This window comes from Hyalangium sp. (assembly GCF_045802625.1).
Classification (GTDB): domain Bacteria; phylum Myxococcota; class Myxococcia; order Myxococcales; family Myxococcaceae; genus Hyalangium.
Map to the genome: position 1 here is coordinate 1 of NZ_JBJMQP010000089.1, position 17,245 is coordinate 17,245.

At 69.8% G+C, this 17,245-nt stretch carries 10 protein-coding genes and 2 pseudogenes; 1 reads left to right on the forward strand and 11 read right to left on the reverse strand.

The features are described from left to right. Window positions 1-51: 51 nt before the first annotated feature. The 8 genes and pseudogenes from ACJ8AT_RS16415 to ACJ8AT_RS16450 all read right to left on the reverse strand — a co-directional run bounded on the left by ACJ8AT_RS16415 (window position 52) and on the right by ACJ8AT_RS16450 (window position 9,457). A complete protein-coding gene (locus tag ACJ8AT_RS16415; protein ID WP_407738680.1) occupies window positions 52-1,083 on the reverse strand; it encodes an L-erythro-3,5-diaminohexanoate dehydrogenase in 1,032 nt (343 codons plus the stop codon). Window positions 1,084-1,179: 96 nt separating this feature from the next. Continuing rightward, entirely contained in the window at window positions 1,180-1,764 is a 585-nt protein-coding gene (locus ACJ8AT_RS16420; RefSeq protein WP_407738681.1) for an aspartyl/asparaginyl beta-hydroxylase domain-containing protein, read from the reverse strand. A 15-nt stretch (window positions 1,765-1,779) separates the two neighbouring features. After that, on the reverse strand, window positions 1,780-2,787 hold the full coding sequence (locus ACJ8AT_RS16425) for an alpha/beta hydrolase (protein ID WP_407738682.1): 1,008 nt from the start codon (window positions 2,785-2,787) through the stop codon (window positions 1,780-1,782). Window positions 2,788-2,812: 25 nt separating this feature from the next. After that, on the reverse strand, window positions 2,813-3,832 hold the full coding sequence (locus ACJ8AT_RS16430; protein ID WP_407738683.1) for a uracil-DNA glycosylase family protein: 1,020 nt from the start codon (window positions 3,830-3,832) through the stop codon (window positions 2,813-2,815). A gap of 153 nt (window positions 3,833-3,985) precedes the next feature. Further along, window positions 3,986-5,230, reverse strand: a complete 1,245-nt coding sequence (coaBC, locus tag ACJ8AT_RS16435) for a bifunctional phosphopantothenoylcysteine decarboxylase/phosphopantothenate--cysteine ligase CoaBC (RefSeq protein ID WP_407738684.1) — start codon at window positions 5,228-5,230, stop codon at window positions 3,986-3,988. Window positions 5,231-6,284: 1,054 nt separating this feature from the next. After that, window positions 6,285-6,359: pseudogene (locus ACJ8AT_RS16440) on the reverse strand (hypothetical protein); the annotation flags it as partial. Further along, window positions 6,328-8,250: pseudogene (locus ACJ8AT_RS16445) on the reverse strand (carboxypeptidase regulatory-like domain-containing protein); the annotation flags it as partial. The pseudogenes ACJ8AT_RS16440 and ACJ8AT_RS16445, both read right to left, overlap by 32 nt. A 172-nt stretch (window positions 8,251-8,422) precedes the next feature. Then, a complete protein-coding gene (locus ACJ8AT_RS16450) occupies window positions 8,423-9,457 on the reverse strand; it encodes a hypothetical protein (protein ID WP_407738685.1) in 1,035 nt (344 codons plus the stop codon). Between the two features lie 74 nt (window positions 9,458-9,531). Between ACJ8AT_RS16450 and ACJ8AT_RS16455 the strand changes: the two genes are divergently transcribed. Further along, on the forward strand, window positions 9,532-10,698 hold the full coding sequence (locus ACJ8AT_RS16455; RefSeq protein WP_407738686.1) for an oxygenase MpaB family protein: 1,167 nt from the start codon (window positions 9,532-9,534) through the stop codon (window positions 10,696-10,698). Here the strand turns inward: ACJ8AT_RS16455 and ACJ8AT_RS16460 are convergent. The 3 genes from ACJ8AT_RS16460 to ACJ8AT_RS16470 all read right to left on the reverse strand — a co-directional run bounded on the left by ACJ8AT_RS16460 (window position 10,693) and on the right by ACJ8AT_RS16470 (window position 17,016). Then, window positions 10,693-12,081, reverse strand: a complete 1,389-nt coding sequence (locus ACJ8AT_RS16460) for a ribonuclease H-like domain-containing protein (protein ID WP_407738687.1) — start codon at window positions 12,079-12,081, stop codon at window positions 10,693-10,695. The genes ACJ8AT_RS16455 and ACJ8AT_RS16460 overlap by 6 nt on opposite strands. 12 nt (window positions 12,082-12,093) lie before the next feature. Further along, window positions 12,094-14,508: a DEAD/DEAH box helicase gene (locus ACJ8AT_RS16465; protein ID WP_407738688.1), complete on the reverse strand. Its 2,415-nt coding sequence runs from the start codon at window positions 14,506-14,508 to the stop codon at window positions 12,094-12,096. 63 nt (window positions 14,509-14,571) lie between these two features. After that, on the reverse strand, window positions 14,572-17,016 hold the full coding sequence (locus ACJ8AT_RS16470; protein ID WP_407738689.1) for a transglycosylase SLT domain-containing protein: 2,445 nt from the start codon (window positions 17,014-17,016) through the stop codon (window positions 14,572-14,574). Window positions 17,017-17,245 lie beyond the last annotated feature (229 nt).

The window sequence follows — 17,245 nt, forward strand, 5'->3', positions numbered from 1 at the left end:
ACTGAGATGCGTTCACAGGGCCTTGGGCTCGCACCAGACAACCTCGCACCATCAGACGTAGCGCGTCTCAAACAGCTTGCGCAGGGCGGGCTCGGAGCGCAGCAGGTCCAGCGTGAGGTCTGCGTGGCCGGGCGCGTAGCCGTTGCCCACCAGCATGGTCACGTCCTTGCCCACGCCCTCCGCTCCGAGCGCCGCCGCCGTGAAGCTCGTCGCCATGGAGAAGAAGATGACCGTGCCCCCGTCCTTCACGGACAGGATCGAGGCCATCTCCGTATTGCCCACGGAGGCGCAATTGATGACGAGATCGCACAGCGCGCCACCCGTGGCCTGGGACACTGCCTCCATCACGTCCACCGCCTGCGTGGCATCCACCTTCAGCGCCGTATCGCACAGGCCAATCCCGGACAGCGCGGACAGCGCCTTCTCGGAGATGTCGAGCGCCAGGACCTTCCCCTTCCCCTTCAGGTCTCGCCGCGCTTGGGCCAGGCAGAGCGCTCCGCTCTTGCCCGCTCCCAGCACCGCCACTGTCATCCCCGGCCTCACGTAGCGCGCCACCAGCGCTGGAGCGCCGCATACGTCCAACGCCGCCAGGGCCAGCGTGTCCGGCATGTCCGAGGGCAGCTTCGCGTAGATGCCCGAGGCGAACAGGATGGCGTGGCCCCGGATGTCCACCCGATCAATCTCCGGGTGCACCGCCTTGATCTCCTCGATCACGAGCGGCGTCAGCGACAGGCTCACCAACGTGGCGATGCGATCGCCCGGCTTCAACGTCTCGCGCGCCGGGTGCTTCGGGCCGATCTCCTTCACCCGTCCCAGCAGCATGCCTCCCGAACCCGTGACGGGGTTCTGCATCTTGCCCCGCTCCCGGACGATCTCCTGGATGCGCGCGGCGATGCGCTCGGGCGCTCCGCCCACCTCTTCCTTGATTTGCTTGAAGGAGGCGGCGTCGATGTTGAGGCTCTCCACGTCGATGAGTAGCTCCGCCTCGCGGCTCGGCAGCGACGGGTCCAGCTTGCGCGCCCGTTGCGGCAGCACGCCCTTCTCACCGACAACCCGAGACAATCCGTAGAGATCGATGCTCATGTTCCCGTCTCCCTCAAGGCCCGGCCAGTGAGGCGGCTCGCGCTCACCCGCGCCGCTGGCTGGCTCTACCTGCTCCCTCAATGGATGGCCAGCGCTTCACGATCCCCGCTCCCAGGTTTCGGGCCCGAGCTGCTGGCGAATCCCAGGGCCATTGACGACATCAATCACCAGGTGGACCCGCTCCGTCGGACCATGGTTGAACACCTCGTGGTCCTTGCTCGTGTTGAGGTACCACAGCTCGCCCGGCCGCATGTCGATGCGCCGATCCTCCAGCAGGAACTCCACGCCCGCGTGCGTGGTGACTGGAATGTGCAGCCGGAGGATGGGCAGCTCCCATCCGTAGAGCCGATCCCGGTGCCTGCCAATGTGGCCCCCCACCTCGAGCTTCATGAAGCGCACCCGGAGCTTGGGCGCCTCGAACGCTTCGAGCAGCTCACGCACGTAGGGACAGGCAGCTCCCACCAGCGTTGGCGCGCACTGCTCCGCCAGCCACTCGCTGACGTGCACGTCCACGGCCTCGGGGCTCATGCTCCCGTGCAGCGTGTGCAGGGGTATGGCCGACCACTTGAAGTACTTCCCCTTCTCGGGCTTGGCGATCCAGCTCGCCGCCGACACGGCGGCCTCCAGCTCGGCGCACAGCCGGACCGTGTCGAACCTCCGCTTGAAGAGGATGGCGTCCATCCCAGCTCGGAGGCCCTACTCCCGCGCCATGCGCGGCACCAGGAACCCCAGCGAGCGCTCGAAGCGGTAGGCCACGCCCGTGTGCGAGTCCTCGAACTCCTCGTGGCACAGCTCCACGCCGCTCGCCTTGAACTCCTCGGCCAGCATGCGCGTGCCCCAGCGCAGGTTGAACTCGTCTCGCGTGCCGCAGTCCAGGAACACCGACTTCACCTTGCGGAACGCATCCAGGAACTTCGGCACGAAGCGCACCGGATCGTGCACCAGCCACCGGTTCCACACGTCCAGCTTCAGCCGCGCCGTCTGCGGATCGAACGGGAGCTCGATGTTCAGCGGCTCGCCCTTCTTCGGCGAGTACGCCGCCGCCATCGCCAGCACGTTGATCACCGTGAAGTCCTCGCCGCGCGGCTTCGTCTCCCGCGAGCGCTTCTTGAAGTCCTGGTACCAGGCCTCCACCCCGCCCGCCTTCAGCAGCGCGCTGGCCGCCTTGGGCAGGTCCGGCATGTAGCAGTATTCGAAGTAGCAGTCCCCCGCGTGGCTCCCCAGGTGGCTGAACAGCTCCGGGTGGTAGCGCCCCATCACCAGCGCGCCGTAGCCGCCCGAGCTGTGCCCCACCACCGCTCGCGAGGCCGCCTTCGCCAGCGTCCGGTACGTGCGGTCCACGAAGCCCACCACGTCCTTGGCCACGTAGTCCCGGTAGCGCCCGATCGCGTCACTGTTGATCCACTGGCTCCCCCCGAGCGCCGTCCACCCGTCCGGGAACACGCCGATGACGGGGGGAATGGTCCCCGCCTCGATCATCGCGTCCAGCCGGTCCAGCGCGCTCAGGCCGAACGCGGAGACGTTCGTCCACGAGGCCCCACTGTTGGAGAAGGAGTGCAGGAAGTAGACGACAGGGTAGCGCTGCGTGCCCTCGCCGTACCCGGGCGGCAGGTACACCCTCAGCTGCCGGCGAGCCACGTCCGCCAGCGGGTTCGACTCCAGCGCGGGTGCCTGCAAGTCGCGCGTCTCGAGCACTCCCTTCATCCGTGCATCCCCCTCAAGGCCCCGCTCAGGAGCGGGAGCCGGGTTGCTTACCGAAGATCTTCATCACCTGCTGCAAATCTTCCCACGCCTTCTTCTTCTCTTGGGGACTTCGCAGCAGGTACGCGGGGTGGAAGGTGGGCATCAGCTTCACCCCCTGGTACTCCCGCCAGTTCCCCCTCAGCCGTGTAATGGGCGTGGGGTCCCGAAGCAACGTCTGCGCCGCGAATTTCCCCAGCGCCACGATCACCTTGGGCTGCAACGCCAGCAACTGCGCGCGCAGGAACGGCTCGCAGGCGGCGATCTCGTCCGGCTCCGGGTTGCGGTTGCCCGGCGGCCGGCACTTCACCACGTTGCAGATGTAGACCTGGTCCCGGCTGAAGCCCATCGCCTGGATCATCTTCGTCAGCAGCTCGCCCGCCGGACCCACGAAGGGCACTCCCTGCAGATCCTCTTGCTCTCCCGGGCCCTCGCCCACGAAGACCAGCTCGGCGCGCGGGTTGCCCACTCCGAAGACGATGTTCTTGCGCCCCGTGCACAGCTTGCAGCGGCGGCAGTCGCCCAGCTCGCGCCGGATCTGATCCAGCGTGGGGCGCTCGCCCTCCACCACCCCCGGCAGCGGTCCCGGGTACGGCGGAGCCTGCTGCGGCACGTCAATGAGCCTCTCGCTGCTTGCCTCCGCGGCGGGACGGGCCGCCGGGGCGCGAGCGGGAGTCTCGGCTGGCGGAGCCCGGGGAGCCGGGGCCGCGCTCGGAGCTGCCGGGGGAGCGGAGGACCGGGTGGGAGCGGACTCCGGACGAGGTGTGGGACGTGGGTCCGGTGTGGCAGACGCCGTGGGTGCAGGCGCGGCAGGAGCCTCCGCGGCTGGCGGAGACTTCGCGCCCCGAGGAGGCATCATCGCTCTCAGTGAAGCCGAGCGCTCGGCGGCCTGCTTCGCCGCGTCCACGAGCAGCACTCGGCCTCCCGTCTCCTCCTGCCACAGCAGGTGGCGACGCAGGTCCTCAACGACTTCACCCAGCTCCTCGGTGGATTCGCGCGGGTCGTTCACGTTAGCCCGATGGGTAATGGAGGCAGTGCCTCCGGTTCAATGAGCCAGCCTGGGCCCGCTCCCGCACGCTTACCGCACGGGCGAGCACGGCGCCACGGTCAACGGCACCCATCCTATAGGTAGGCGGGCTCGTTTCCAACGTGCCACGTCACTTCACGCTCCGGTCGCCTGCTGCCCGGCCGGCGCGGGAGCCAGGCTCAGGAGCAGCTCCAGGATGCCCTGGGCGACCTCGCGCTTGGTGCCGTCCAGGTCCTTCTGCACACCCGAGCGCATCAACACGGTCACCCGGTTGGTGTCCGTCCCGAAGCCCGCGCCCGGCGCCGTCACATCGTTGGCCACGATCGCATCCAGGCCCTTGCGCTCCAGCTTCTCCCGAGCGTGCTCCAGCACGCGCTCGGTCTCCGCGGCGAACCCCACCACCAGCGGCCGCTTCCGCGCTCCCGCCACCTTGCGCGAGGCCTCCGCGAGCACGTCCGGCGTGCGCACCAGCTTCAGCACCTCCGGGCTCTCGCCCTTCTTCACCTTCTGCGGGGCTCGCGTCTCCGGCCGCCAGTCGCTCACCGCCGCCGAGGCGATGAACAGGTCCACGGACTCCACCCGCGAGAGCACCTCGCGCGCCATGTCCTCCGCGCTCACCACGTCCACCACCTCGAGCCCCGTCCGGTCCACCGCGCCCACCGGCCCCAGCACCACCGTCACCTTCGCCCCGAGCGCCCGCGCCGCCTCCGCCAGCGCCAGCCCCATCTTCCCCGTCGAGGGATTCGAGATGAACCGCACTGGATCCAGGAACTCCCGCGTGGGCCCGGCCGTGATCAGCACACGCTGGCCCGCCAGCGGCCCAGTGCCCAACCGCGCCGCCGCCGCCGCCACGATCGCCGGCACCTCCGCCAACCGCCCCGCGCCCACGTCGCCGCAGGCCAGCATCCCCGCTCCCGGCCCCACGAACGCGAAGCGCGGATCCGCGGCCAGCGCCGTCACGTTCTCCTGCGTCAGCCGGTTCTCCCACATGGCCACGTTCATCGCCGGGGCCAGCAGCACGGGGCCGCGGAACGCCAGCAGCGAGGTCGTCACCGCGTCCCCGGCCATCCCCACTCGCACCCGCGCGAGCAGATCCGCCGTCGCGGGCGCCACCACGTACAGCTCCGCCCAGCGCGCCAGGTCCAGGTGCCCGAAGTTGCCTTCCTGGTTGGGATCGAAGTAGTTCGTGAGCACCGGGTGCCCGCTGAGCGCCTGGAAGGTCAGCGGCGTGACGAACTCCTTGGCCGCCTCCGTCATGGCCACGCGCACCTCGGCGCCGGCGCGCCCCAGCTCGCGCACGAGCTCGCACGCCTTGTACGCCGCGATGCCTCCGCCCACTCCCACGACTACCCGGCGGCCCTGCAGTGCCGATGCGTCCATGGGACTTCCTTATGCGCGAGCGGGCGGGCTCGCAACCTCACAGCGCTTCTTCACCTCAAGAGCGAGATTTCTCCCGAGCCCGGCACATCCACCGTCCGCACCACCGCGCCGTCCGGCGTCTCCGAGTGGAAGTTCGCCCACACCACCGTGTAGTGCCCCGGCGGCAGCCCCTGCAGCGTCACCCGCTCGGAGCGCGGCTGGTAGATCATCTGCCCGTAGCTGGCGTGCATCAGCTCCATGGGCGGACTGCCCACCGAGGACATGTCGCCCGCCACCACCCAGAGCGCCTTGCCTCGCTCGGGCTTGAGCACCACGTTGATGGACCCCGAGCCCGGCACCGGCCCGATGTTCAGCCGCTGCTCGGCGCCCTGGATCTGCACCAGCAGCGCCGGCTCTCCGACGAACTCGCGGTCCGCGCCCAGCATGAAGCGGTAGTTGCCCGGAGACAGGTCCGTGCTGAACGAGCCGTCCGGTCCCGTCACCACGATGACGGGATCTCCGCGATCGGAGTTCACGCCCTCGAGTTGGAAGCCCGCCGCGGGCTGGCCGCTTGGCAGGTACACCGAGCCCGTCACATGCGTCGCGGGCCGCAAGGTCAACTCCACCGGTGCCTCGTTCCCGCGGGTGATGGACTGCGTCGCGCTCAGCCGGCCCTTGCGCGCGGACACCGAGAACTGCGCCACATAGGGCGGGCTGGAGAGCGTGAAGTGTCCATCCGCCCCGGAGAGCACGGACTCGTCACACACCTCGCACGTCACCACCGCGTCGGCCACGGGACTGCCGCTCTCGTCATGCACCAGCCCGGTGAGCGTCGGCGCCCGCTGCATCACCAGATCTCCCAGATCCGGCGCCACGGGCCGATCCACCATCAGCGGCTCGTACCCCGGCGCGTCCACCGAGACGATGATGCGATCTCCCGCCACGGCCAGGGCCACCTCGAAGCGCCCATCGGGAGAGGACACGTCATGCTCGTCCAGGCGGAAGCGCTTCACGGGCGCCCCATCGTCGCCCACCACGCGCCCCCGGAACATCGGACGCCGCTTGAGCACGACCTTCACGGGCGGGCCTCCGGGGCTGCCCTCGGCGTGGTCCACCTGATCGTAGCCCGGGTGCCGGGCCTCCACGCGGTAGGTGCGATCCGGACGCAGCGCGCGGATCTCGAAGTGCCCGCGCCCATCGCTCGCCACCGGCTCCGCGCCGCGAGGCATCACCACCAGGGTGGCTCCGGCCACGGGCGCGCCCTGATCATCCACCACGTCTCCCGAGAGTGAGGCTCCCGGCTTGAGCTCGGCGGTGACCTTCACCACCTGCCCGTCTTCCACCTGCACCTGCTTGCGCTCCGAGGGCAGGTAGTCCGGGTGCGAGGCCACCATCCAGTAGGAGCCCGCCGGCAGGCCTCGCATGGGCACCACGCCGTCCGGCCCCGAGGGCCGATCGCTGCGGAAGATGCCCTGCTGATCCACCCAGAGGACGACATCCGCGCCCTCGACCCGGCGGCCCTCGGACGTCACCGTGACTTCCATCGCCGCGGCCGGCTCCAGCTCCAGCCGCACTCCGGACGCGGGCGCCGTCACCTTCACCTTGCCGCCGCCCCACTCCGAGTGGTGCGCGTGCAGCTCATACAGGCCCGGCGTGGGCACCTGCGCCGTGAACCGCCCGTCCACGTCCGCGATCACGTTGTCGCCCGTGGGCTGGATCAGCACCGAGACATTGGGCGCGGGCCGCCCGTACTCGTCGATCACCTGCCCGGAGATGAGGATCGCCCGCGTCATCTCCAGCTCGAGCGACGTCTCGCCGGCCTTCACTCGGGCGGGGATGTCCACGTCCTTGAAGCCCTCGGCTTGCCCGAGCAGCAGGTAGTCGCCCACGCCCAGCGGCCCGAACTCCACGAGCGCTCCCGTGGAGGCCTTCACCTTGCGGATCACCTCGCCCTTGGACGTGCGCAGCGTCACCTCGGGCTGGGGCACGGGCTGGCCCGCATCGTCCACCACCGTGACGAGCAGCCGCCCCGCCTCCTCCAGCTCCACCGTCACCTGGGTGAGCTTGTCCTCCAAGGTGAGGATGCGCGGCGCCGAGCCCAGGCTCCCCGCCTCGGCGGAGATGACCACCTCGTCCGGGTACAGCCCGGTGAAGCGCGCCGGCTCGCCCTGCGTGCGCAGCTCACGCGCGAGGTGATCTCCCTTCAGCCGCACCGTGGCCGCCACGGGCGCGCCGTTGTGCACCACCTTCACTTCCAGCGTCCGCGCGGGCGTCAGCTGCAAGCGCACCGGCTGCGGGCCCGCCTCCACCTGGGGCTCCACCGCGGGCAGAAAGCCCTCCGCGCTGGCGACGATGTAGAAAGGCCCCTCGCCCAGCCCATTCAGCGTGAAGAAGCCCTCCCCTCCCGCCACCGCGGTGTCTGGCAGCGACGTACGGCGGGACACCGCGTAGACATGCGCGGCCGCCACCGGCTGCCCCGCGTCATCCACCACCTGCCCGGTGATGCTGCGAAGGGCGGGCAGGTACAGATCCACCGGCTCGCCCGGAGCCGCGCGCTGCCGCATCGCCACGCCGTAGCCCGCCGCCTTCGCCCACACCGAGAAGGACACACCCGCCAGGTGCTGAAAACGGAACCGGCCCCCTGAGTCCGTATGCTCGGTCGCCCGGGGAGTCAGGAAGCCGTGCTGCTGCTCGAAGAAGGCCAGCGTCTGCAGGCCGCTCTCGCGCGCCGGGCAGGAGAGCAACGGCAAGCCGCACTCCTCGCAGCGCACGGAGGTGATCGTCTTCTGCGCGCTCGCCGCGAGGAACACCTCCGCGCCGGCGATGGGGTGTCCGGTCGCATCCAGCACCCGGCCCGTGAGCCCCAACCCCTCGGCGTCTCCGGAGGAGATCTCGACCGCCTGGAACTCAGGCAGCGCACGCGCCGCGGGGGCCTCCGGCGCTGAGGCTCGGGCAGAGTGCGCGGGCTCCGGCCGCAGCCAGAACACGGCCGCGCCGACCACCAGCAGAGACGCAGCTCCTATGACGAGCCATTTGCGCATCGGATACCAGGCCGGACCTTAATCCGCGGCGAGCCCCCGAACGTCCCTTCTTTGCTGGAAATTCCCTGCTCGTCACCCTGTGGACTCCATGCACTTTCGGACACAGCCGCCCTTTAGGGCACAGCCTCCCACACACCGCGCGACGGAGCGGGTCGCCCGGGCTCAGACCTCCTCAGGGCTTCCGCGCGGGTGAGTAGCGCTCATCCGGCGACAGCGCCGCGAGCAGCGTCGAGAGTGGGACGGACTTCGACTCCTGCCGGAGCTCCACATCACGGAAGAAGACGAGCGGATCGGTGGGCTCCGGCGAGTCCAACCGGATGACCAACCAGGCGTTTCCCCCCGGCAGGCTGCCCGCTCCAAGCTCCGGGCCATCGGACACGTGAACGGGCCCGAACTCAAGCCAGTTCACCTCGAAGGTGGGCAGAGCGCCTCGGAAGCGAGCATCCGGCCACTGGGTGTCATACAGAAAGCTGCGAATCGGCTCCGGGATCTCCCGGCCCACATGCAGCTTGGGCCTCAGCGGAGACACCCACCGATAGACGCCCCCGAGCCGGGCGATCTCCTTCTGCACCTGGGGCGAGGGCTTGCCCGCGTTGTGCGATGTCGCCATCACCCGGGCCGACGCCGGGCTCCCGAAGGCCCACCCCTTCTGCGCCGTGGCGCTCGAGGGTGCCTGCTGGGCCGCGGCAGGCGGAGGCGGCTTCACCAGAGTCGCCAGGACGGCCAGAGCCGCGCTCGCGTTGACCATAGTGCCCACGAACAGCCAAACCGCCATGCCTTCGGACTCAGCGCGGCCCGCAGTCACCGACTGCAGCTGCAACAGCACCCACCCTGTCGAAGCCGCCAGCAGCCCACTGGGAATCAGGACTTCCAGGAACGCACTCCACCGCAACCGCTGCCCGACATTCGAGCGGATCGCGCCGAAGAGCACAACGAGCGGCACAAACCAGAATCCGATGAAGCCGCCCACGAGCCCCTCGAGCAACCCGCGAAGGTCAATGTCGAAGATCCCCGTGTCTCCCCAGCTCTTGCCCAACGCTCTGCCCACCCACGCGAGCGCATAGCCCGCGCCCTCGCCGAGTGCGCTCGCGATGAGCAGCCACGCCCACAAGCTCCCGATCGATCCCAGCCGGCGATGTGCGAACAGGAGCGCGCTGGCGTACACCACGAGCGCCAGAACGCTCGGGAGAAAACTCACGGTAGGCATTGGCACCTTCTCCCCTCTGTCACGCACTCCCGGGCGTGTGCCACACTAATCGAGCATCCCTCTTCTTTCGAAGGATGTCCGACCTGGGGGGCGACATGGTGGAGCAGCGCTGGACGAATGATTTCCTGGATGCCATGCGGGAGCAGTGCGACCCCCTGGCGGATGAGGCGGTTCGCACCCTGTTCCAGGAGGGAAAGGTCCCCGCGGCCAACGCGCTGATGAAGCAGCTCGTGGTCAACGAGAACGTCTCCGTGGAGCTGCTCGCGCCGCCGCTGCGCAGCTACTTCGAGCGCAGCGGCCAGCTGCCCACCTGGATGGACGCGGATCTCGTCCGCCAAGGCGAGGAGCTCTTCGAGCGCTATGGGCCTCACATCGTCACCGCGCTCTTCTGCGCGTCCCTGCCCTCCTGCTACGCCGCCGCGAAGGGCGTCCAAGTGCTCCATCTCACGGCGCGGCTGGAGACCGACTCCCACCGCCGGATCGTCGAGACGGCGCAGCTGATCGTGGACGTCATGTCTCCCGGAGGACTGGCGCCGGGAGGCCGCGGGCTGAGATCAACCCAGAAGGTGCGCTTGATGCACGCCGCCGTGCGCCACCTGATCCGGCAGAGCGGGAAGTGGAACCCCGCGTGGAATCAGCCCATCAACCAGGAGGACCTCGCGGGCACGCTGCTCACCTTCTCCACCGTCGTGCTCCAGGCCTTGGCGAAGATGGGCTGCGAGCTCTCGGAGGCCGAGCGCCGCGCCTACTACCACGCGTGGCGCGTGGTGGGCTTCGTGATGGGCATCGACGAGCGCTTGCTGCCGGAGGCGCTGGATGACGGCCTTCGCCTGCAGGGGCTCATCCAGCAGCGCAACTACGGAGCCACTCCCGAGGGGCATGCGTTGACGAAGGCCCTCGTGGAGCTGCTGGACCGCATCACTCCCGGGAACCTCTTCGACGGCATGTCCATCACGCTCATCCGCCACCTGCTGGGCGATGGCGTCGCGGATCTGCTCGCCGTGCCTCCCTCGGACTGGACGCGCGTGCTCGTCGGGCCGCTGCGGATGCTCGGCTGGGTGGGGGATGAGCTGGTGGACCTGCACGGGCCGCGAGCGGTGAAGCTCGTGGAGCTGATCGGCCGCAAGATCCTGGAGGGGCTCGTCTGGGTGAACCGCGGACCGGAGCGGCTGCCCTTCCGTCTGCCCACGCAGCTTCGCGAGTCCTGGAACGTGCGCGGCTGGGAGCGTGCCAAGCTATAGGCCCGCGCGAGGCAGCGGCGCGCCGGGGACCCGCGTGGGCTGTCTGGCGCCTCGGGCGAGCTTGCGCTCCAGGCGCGAGATGCGGTGGCGCTGATCCTCGGCGGGCTCGGCGGTGGTGGTGAGCCGCGCGTGGTGCAGCGCCCGAGCCACATCCTTGATCGAGTGCTCGTACAGCTTGGAGAGCGCCAGGTGGAGCGGCGCGGCCTGGGCCCCTCGGGCCGAGGTGAGGGCCTGCTCCAGCAGCGAGACCGCCGACTTCGCGTCTCCCGAACGGCGTGACAGGCGGGAGGCCAGCGTGAGCGCCTCAACGCTCACCGTGCCCCCACCCTTCGCGGCGGCCCGAGCGAAGGACTGGGCCCGCTCGTAGTCGCCTGCTCGCAAGGCCACGCCCGCGAAGCCCAGCAGATCTCGCGGGTCCTCCTCCTCCGAGCGATTCGAACGGAAGCGCCGCACCAGCTCGCCCAGCAGCGCCGCCAGGAGCAGGAGATCGTTCGCGTTGTGCTCCAGCACCGGCGTGAGGGCCGCGCTGCTCCCGCCGCGAAGGAAGCGGAAGTAGAGGTCCGGGATCAGCGCCCCATCCACGTCGCCGATTCGGCGGTGCCCGAGGATGTGCTCCTCCAGCTGCACCAGGCGCGTGCCAGAGCCGCGGTGCTTGAAGACCCGCCGCGAGCAGTGCAGCAGATCCAGGTGTGGCAGCTCTGCGGGCACGGGTACTCGGTTGAGCACGAAGCGCGTGCGCAGCAGCGGCCAGTCGAAGCTCTTCCCGTTGAAGGTCACCAGACAGGAGGACTCCGCCATGCGCTCGGCCAGCATCCGGAGCATGGGGCCTTCCTCTCCCAGCCGGCGAAGGAAGAGTTGCTGCACTCGAAGCGAGCGCTCCTCGAACCACGCCAGACCCACGAGAAAGGGCACGGTGCCCGTTCCCCCCGCCAGCCCCGTCGTCTCTGTGTCCAGGTAGAGCACTCGCCGGAAGTCCACGCCCGCAAGTCTCGGGTCCAGCGCGAGGCTCGCCACCAGCGGAGCCTCCACGTCCCAGGCGCCCACCAGCGGAGCCGAGCCATGGAGATGCTCCGGCGGCAGCACGCGCTCGGCGATGTGGACCAGCCCATGAGCCGTCATCCGTGGCTCGGCCGGGAGCGGGCCCGGAGGCGGCGTGACCGTCGCCCTCCGACGCCCCGTAGAGGAGTCCTGCCGCTCGGACCAGTCGCTGAGCATCCGCTTCAGCGCCGCGATGCGAGGATCCTGGGACTTCGGCGCTTCAGGCCCGGCAGACACCGGCGCAGCAGGAGCAGGCTCCGGCTCGGGAGCCGCAGGCGGCGCCTCCGCCGGCTTGCTGCCGGGGCCGACGCTGGAGAGCCGTGCCAGCTTGCGCTTCAGATCCACCAGGCACCTCGCCTACTGCGTCCGCACTCCGAGCGCCGACAGAATCTCCAGACCCAACGCCTTGCGAGGATGGGGCTCTGCTCGCACACCTCCCGGCAGTGAGCCCGCGGCGGGGCCAATGCACGCGGGACAACCATCCTCACACGGGCACGCCTCCAGGAGCCGCTGCGCCCGCCATAGCAACTCCTGGCGCTGATCAAAGAGCCGCGCGGCCAGCCCGACTCCGCCCGGCACGTTGTCATAGAGGAAGATCGTCGGATCGAACCCTACCGCCCCATCCTTGCGCGGAGGCCCATCAGCGTCGTCCTTGCTTCCAAGCGTCTTGCCCAGATCGCGCGGATCGATCATCAGCCCCACGCAGGCCACGGTCCGCAGCGCGTTGGCGAGCCCACGCAGAGCGTCGATGACCGCGGGCCGCGGCGCGTTCATGGAGCGCACCACCGTCTCCGGGACGGTGAGCCAGAGCGACGTGGTGTGCATCTGCATCTCGGGCAGGTTCACGTCGCCGTAGCCCACGTTCTCGTGGGTGTGGAACTTGATCTTCTTGTAGCCCACCACCTTCTCGATGACGCTCACCTCGCCGAACCCCGAGCGCAGCTCCGCGCCCATGGGCGCCTCCTGGTCGCGCTGGATGACGTTCACCCGGACGTAGGTCATCGCGTCGGTGAAGTAGTCCGGCGCCACCTTGCGCACGTAGGCCTTGTGGTTGTCGTAGTCGAAGCGCTCGACCTGATACTGCTCGGCCTCGTGCTGGTAGATGGCCTGCTCGTGCAGCATCGTGTGCGCCGAACGGAAGTCCATCTCCGCGAGCGTCCGGTCGGTGCCCAGCTCGATGATGACCACGTTGTCCCAGCCCACGCTGCGCAGGGAGACGTGGTTGGCGGGGTACGCATCCGCCGACCAGTGGAACACCTGTTTGCCCTCGGGGCCCGGTGACGGGTGCACCACCTGGTGCTGCGTGAGGAACCCGAGCGCGTCCGTGGTGGCCTCGGCCGGCACGTCCCCGAAGGAGTCCCCTTGCTCGAAGGGCAGCTCGAAGGCGGCGCACTTGAGGTGCTGGACCAGGATCTCCACGTTGTCCGGATCGATGCGCGCGTGCTCCACCGGAGCGCCAATCAGGTGACGCGGATCCGCCGCGAGGTATTGATCCAGCGGCGCACTCGAGGTGACGAGGAGCGCGAGGCTGCCCGCCCCTCGGCGCCCAGCCCGGCCGAAGCGCTGCATGAGCGCCGCCACCGAGCCTGGGTAGCCCGCGCACACCACCGCGTCCAGCGAACCGATGTCGATGCCCAGCTCCAGCGCGTTGGTGGCCACCACGCAGCGCACCTCGCCCGCGCGCAGGGCGGCCTCGGTGGCCCGGCGGGTCCCCGGCAGGTAGCCGCCGCGGTAGCCCTGGATCAGCGCCGGGTCCAGCTTCTCCTCGACGAACCGATCCCGGAGGTACTTGAGCATCACCTCCACCGAGTTGCGCGACTGGCCGAACAGCAGCGTGGACACGTTGGAGCGCACCAGATCCGCCACCAGCCGCACCGCGCTCTTGAGGTAGCTGGCGCGGATGCCCAGCTCCGCGTTCACCACGGGCGGGTTGTAGACCATGATCCGGCGCTCGCCCGAGGGAGCACCGCTCTCGGACACGAGCGCCACCTCGCGGCCCAGCATCCGCTCGGCGTGCGCCTTCGGGTTGCCGATGGTCGCCGAGGCGAAGATGAAGACAGGCGACGAGCCATGGAACCGCGCCACGCGCTGGAGCCGGCGCAGCACGTTGGCCAGGTGCGAGCCGAAGACGCCCCGGTACGTGTGCAGCTCGTCGATGACGACGTAGCGCAGGTTGGAGAAGAGCCGCGCCCAGTTCGCGTGGTGCGGGAGGATGCCCGTGTGCAGCATGTCCGGGTTGGTGAGCAACACGCCGCTGCGCTCTCGGGCCGCCCGGCGCGCATCCGCCGGCGTGTCTCCATCGAAGGTGATGGCGCCGTGCTCCAGCCCCGCCTCGCGCAGCAGCACGCGCAGGGACTCCTCTTGGTCGCGGGAGAGCGCCTTGGTGGGAAACAGGTAGAGCGCCCGCGCCTGAGGCTCGCGAGCGAAGCGCTCCAGCAACGGGAGGTTGTAGCAGAGGCTCTTGCCCGAGGCCGTCGGCGTGGCGATGACCAGGTTCTTCCCCGAGCGCGCCAGCTGGAAGGCCTCGGCCTGGTGAGAGAAGAGCTGCTCGATGCCTCGGCGCTGGAGCGCTCCACGCACCGCGGGTGCCACGTCCTCGGGAAGCGAGGCGTAGACGCCCTCCCGAGCCGGGGTCACCTCATCCAGCGCGAAGCAGGGCCAGAGCTGCTTGTCAGCGCGCCACCCTTGGAGCACGGCATCGAGCCCGCGAGGCCCTGCCCAGGGGATGCGCCGAGCGCCCGCGAAAGCTGCCTCTTCCTTCTCAGGCTTCATGGGGTCGGGCACTGTACAGACGTGCACCCCACGGAAGCAACTGGAGTTCCCGCCGTCCCGGGTTCACCTCTGGGCCGGTGCGGAGACGCCGCCGGCCTCTGAGTCGCGCGCCGCCACTCCGGTGCCCTTGGCGGGGCTCGCGGTGCTGATCTGCAGCAGCGGAGACTGGGTCGTGTAGAGCAGCTTGTAGGCGTTGTAGCTCCCGAGCACCTTCTTCACGTAATCGCGCGTCTCCTCGAAGGAGATGTGCTCGACCCACTCATCGAGGTCCGCCTGCGGCAAGGCCTTCTGCCAGCGCTCCACCGCCTCGGGCCCCGCGTTGTAGGCGGCCACCGCGAAGGCGGTATTCCCGCCGAAGTGCTTGAGGAGCTGACGGAGGTAGGCGGCGCCCAGGCGGACGTTCTGGGCCGGATCCAGCAGCGCCTGCTCCCCCACCTTGGGAATCTTGAGCGAGGCCGCCACCTCCTGCGCCGTATCCGGCATGAGCTGGGTGAGCCCGAGCGCCCCCGAGGAAGAGCGGGCCCGGGGGTTGAAGCGGCTCTCCTGCCAGATCAGGCCCTGGAGCAGATCCGGATCCAGGCGGTTGGCCTTGGCCTGGCGCTCGATGAGCGAGCGATACGCGAGCGGCCACGTGGCCTCCCAGATGGGCCGGGACACGGGGCTCAGCGGACCACTCATCGCGTCCCCCAGCGTGGAGCGAGCCACCTTGCGCGCCGCCCAGCCCCGCCCGGTGTGCTGGAGCACCTGGTAGAGCAAGCGCGCCGGCCCCTCCGGGAGCGCTCGCTGATCCACCGCGAGCAGCTCATCCACGGCGCCGGGCATCCCCAGCCGGATGAGCTCCACGCCCGCCGCGAAGTGCGAGTCCTTCGCGAGCCGCCCGAGCGGCAGCGGCCAGACCACGCTGGGATCCGCGCCGGGCTCCGAGGCGGGCTCCACGCTGGAAGCCAGCGTGGTCTCGGGGACGGCGGGCGACGCGCGGACCAGCCGCCCCGGAGCCAGCAGCGCGAGGCGCGAGCGAGCCAGCATCCCGTACCAGATGGCAGGGCGCTCGGTGGCGATGCGCTCATAGGTAGCGAGCGCGGTCTCCACCTGGTTCTGGCTCTCCATCACGCGCGCATACCAGTACCGGGCGCGCCAGAGCGCCTCGTCCGTCCGCGCGGCGGGCGGGAGCTTCTCCACGGCTTGCAGCGAGGCCAGCGCCGCCTCCTTCTCGCCGCGGCGCTGGTGGAGCCAGAACGCCCGGAACAGCGCCTCGGACGCGAAGTTGCCGCCGGGGTAGCGCTGAGCCAGCTCCTCATAGCGGGCCAGGGCGGTGTCCGGCTGTCCCCGGCGCTGGAGGAACCACGCCTCGAAGAAGAGCGCGTCATCCGCGTAGCCGTGCTCCGGATAGTCGCGCGCCAGCGTGTCGTAGGTGGCGATGGCGGCGTCCGGATCCATCACCGACTGCGAGTAGCCCAGCAGGAAGAGCGCCTGGGGCCGCACCTCCGGCAGGTTGCACTGCTGCACCACGGGCGTGAGCACCTGGATGGCCTTGCGATGCTGGCGCTCCTTCCGCAGGGCCTCGCCGTAGATGAGGCGCGCGTTGCAGGCCAGCGGGTCAGGCAGCGCCACATGGGGGAGCACCCCGTCGAGCAGCGCCATCGCCGAGTAGTTGTGGTGGATCTCCAGGAGCGCCTCCGCCCGGCGCACCTTCCACTTCAGGGGCAGCGACAAGCCCCGCAGCCGCTTCTGAGCCTGCTCCGCCTCGCGAGACAGGGGGCTGGTGGCCCACACCTCCAGCAGCGCCCGGTGCTCCGCGTTGTACTGGCCCTGCTTGCGCGCCAGATCGCACGTCGCCATCAGGGCCTGCATGCGGATGGAGTCCGGCCCGCGCGCCTTGCGGCTCTCGATGAGCTCCGAGAGCGCGCTCAGCGCTCCGTTGATGTCACGCCGCCGCTCGAGCACCCGGGCCAGGCTGAACCGCGCCTCGGGATAGAGCGTGGAGTCCGCGCTGACGGCCCGGTACTGGGTGGCCGCCAGCTCCAGCTTGCGCAGCTCCTCGTTGGCCTGGGCCGCGCGCAGCAGACAGTGATCACGCAGGGGCCCATAGTCCTCCGCCAGCGCGGCGAACTCGTCGGCCGCGGTGGCGTAATCCTCCATGTTGAACGCGCTCTGGGCCTTCAGGAAGCGGACCGGGAGCGTGGCCTCTTCAGCCTCGAGCAGCGCCCGCGTGCGGCGATAGCGAAACCGCTCGTACTCGGCCCGCGCCTTGGCGAGGTTTCCTTCCGCGAAGTAGGGCGCGAGCTGCTCCAGCCCGAACGTCGCCCCGTTGAGTTCGCCCGTGGAAGGTTGCGCGGTGGGAACGTCGAGCAGTTGCTCGAGCTGCTCCTCGGAGAGCACCCCGTCCGAGGGCCCCTCCTCACCGCCAGCCTGCGCCCACGCCGCCCTGCCCCCAAGCACGCCCACCCACGCCAACAGCACCACCGCGGTCCCCGAACAAAGAGAGGAGCCCTTCCGCGCGCGACCCATTCCAACCATGACAGCCCCCGCCCGTAGTCCTGGGCTGACATGGATGAACACGAGTGGCGCGACCGGAATTGGGGCCCGCGCGGAGAATTCTCGCGTCGTCGTCCAGAAGATACGCAGCGCCAAGAGCCGCACTGCCGGTGCACAAAACACGACGGCTCACGGTGACGCGTTCCCTACCTCCACCTCGCGCCAGGGCTGGCTTTGTGAGCCCTCGAACCAAACATGCCTC

Bases quoted from the DNA above. Each gene is read 5' to 3' on its own strand.
- ACJ8AT_RS16455 (WP_407738686.1), top strand. From the start codon at position 9,532: ATGTCCGACCTGGGGGGCGACATGGTGGAGCAGCGCTGGACGAATGAT.
- ACJ8AT_RS16450 (WP_407738685.1), bottom strand. From the start codon at position 9,457: ATGCCTACCGTGAGTTTTCTCCCGAGCGTTCTGGCGCTCGTGGTGTAC.
- ACJ8AT_RS16415 (WP_407738680.1), bottom strand. From the start codon at position 1,083: ATGAGCATCGATCTCTACGGATTGTCTCGGGTTGTCGGTGAGAAGGGC.
- coaBC (WP_407738684.1), bottom strand. From the start codon at position 5,230: ATGGACGCATCGGCACTGCAGGGCCGCCGGGTAGTCGTGGGAGTGGGC.
- ACJ8AT_RS16425 (WP_407738682.1), bottom strand. From the start codon at position 2,787: ATGAAGGGAGTGCTCGAGACGCGCGACTTGCAGGCACCCGCGCTGGAG.
- ACJ8AT_RS16465 (WP_407738688.1), bottom strand. From the start codon at position 14,508: ATGAAGCCTGAGAAGGAAGAGGCAGCTTTCGCGGGCGCTCGGCGCATC.
- ACJ8AT_RS16420 (WP_407738681.1), bottom strand. From the start codon at position 1,764: ATGGACGCCATCCTCTTCAAGCGGAGGTTCGACACGGTCCGGCTGTGC.
- ACJ8AT_RS16470 (WP_407738689.1), bottom strand. From the start codon at position 17,016: ATGGGTCGCGCGCGGAAGGGCTCCTCTCTTTGTTCGGGGACCGCGGTG.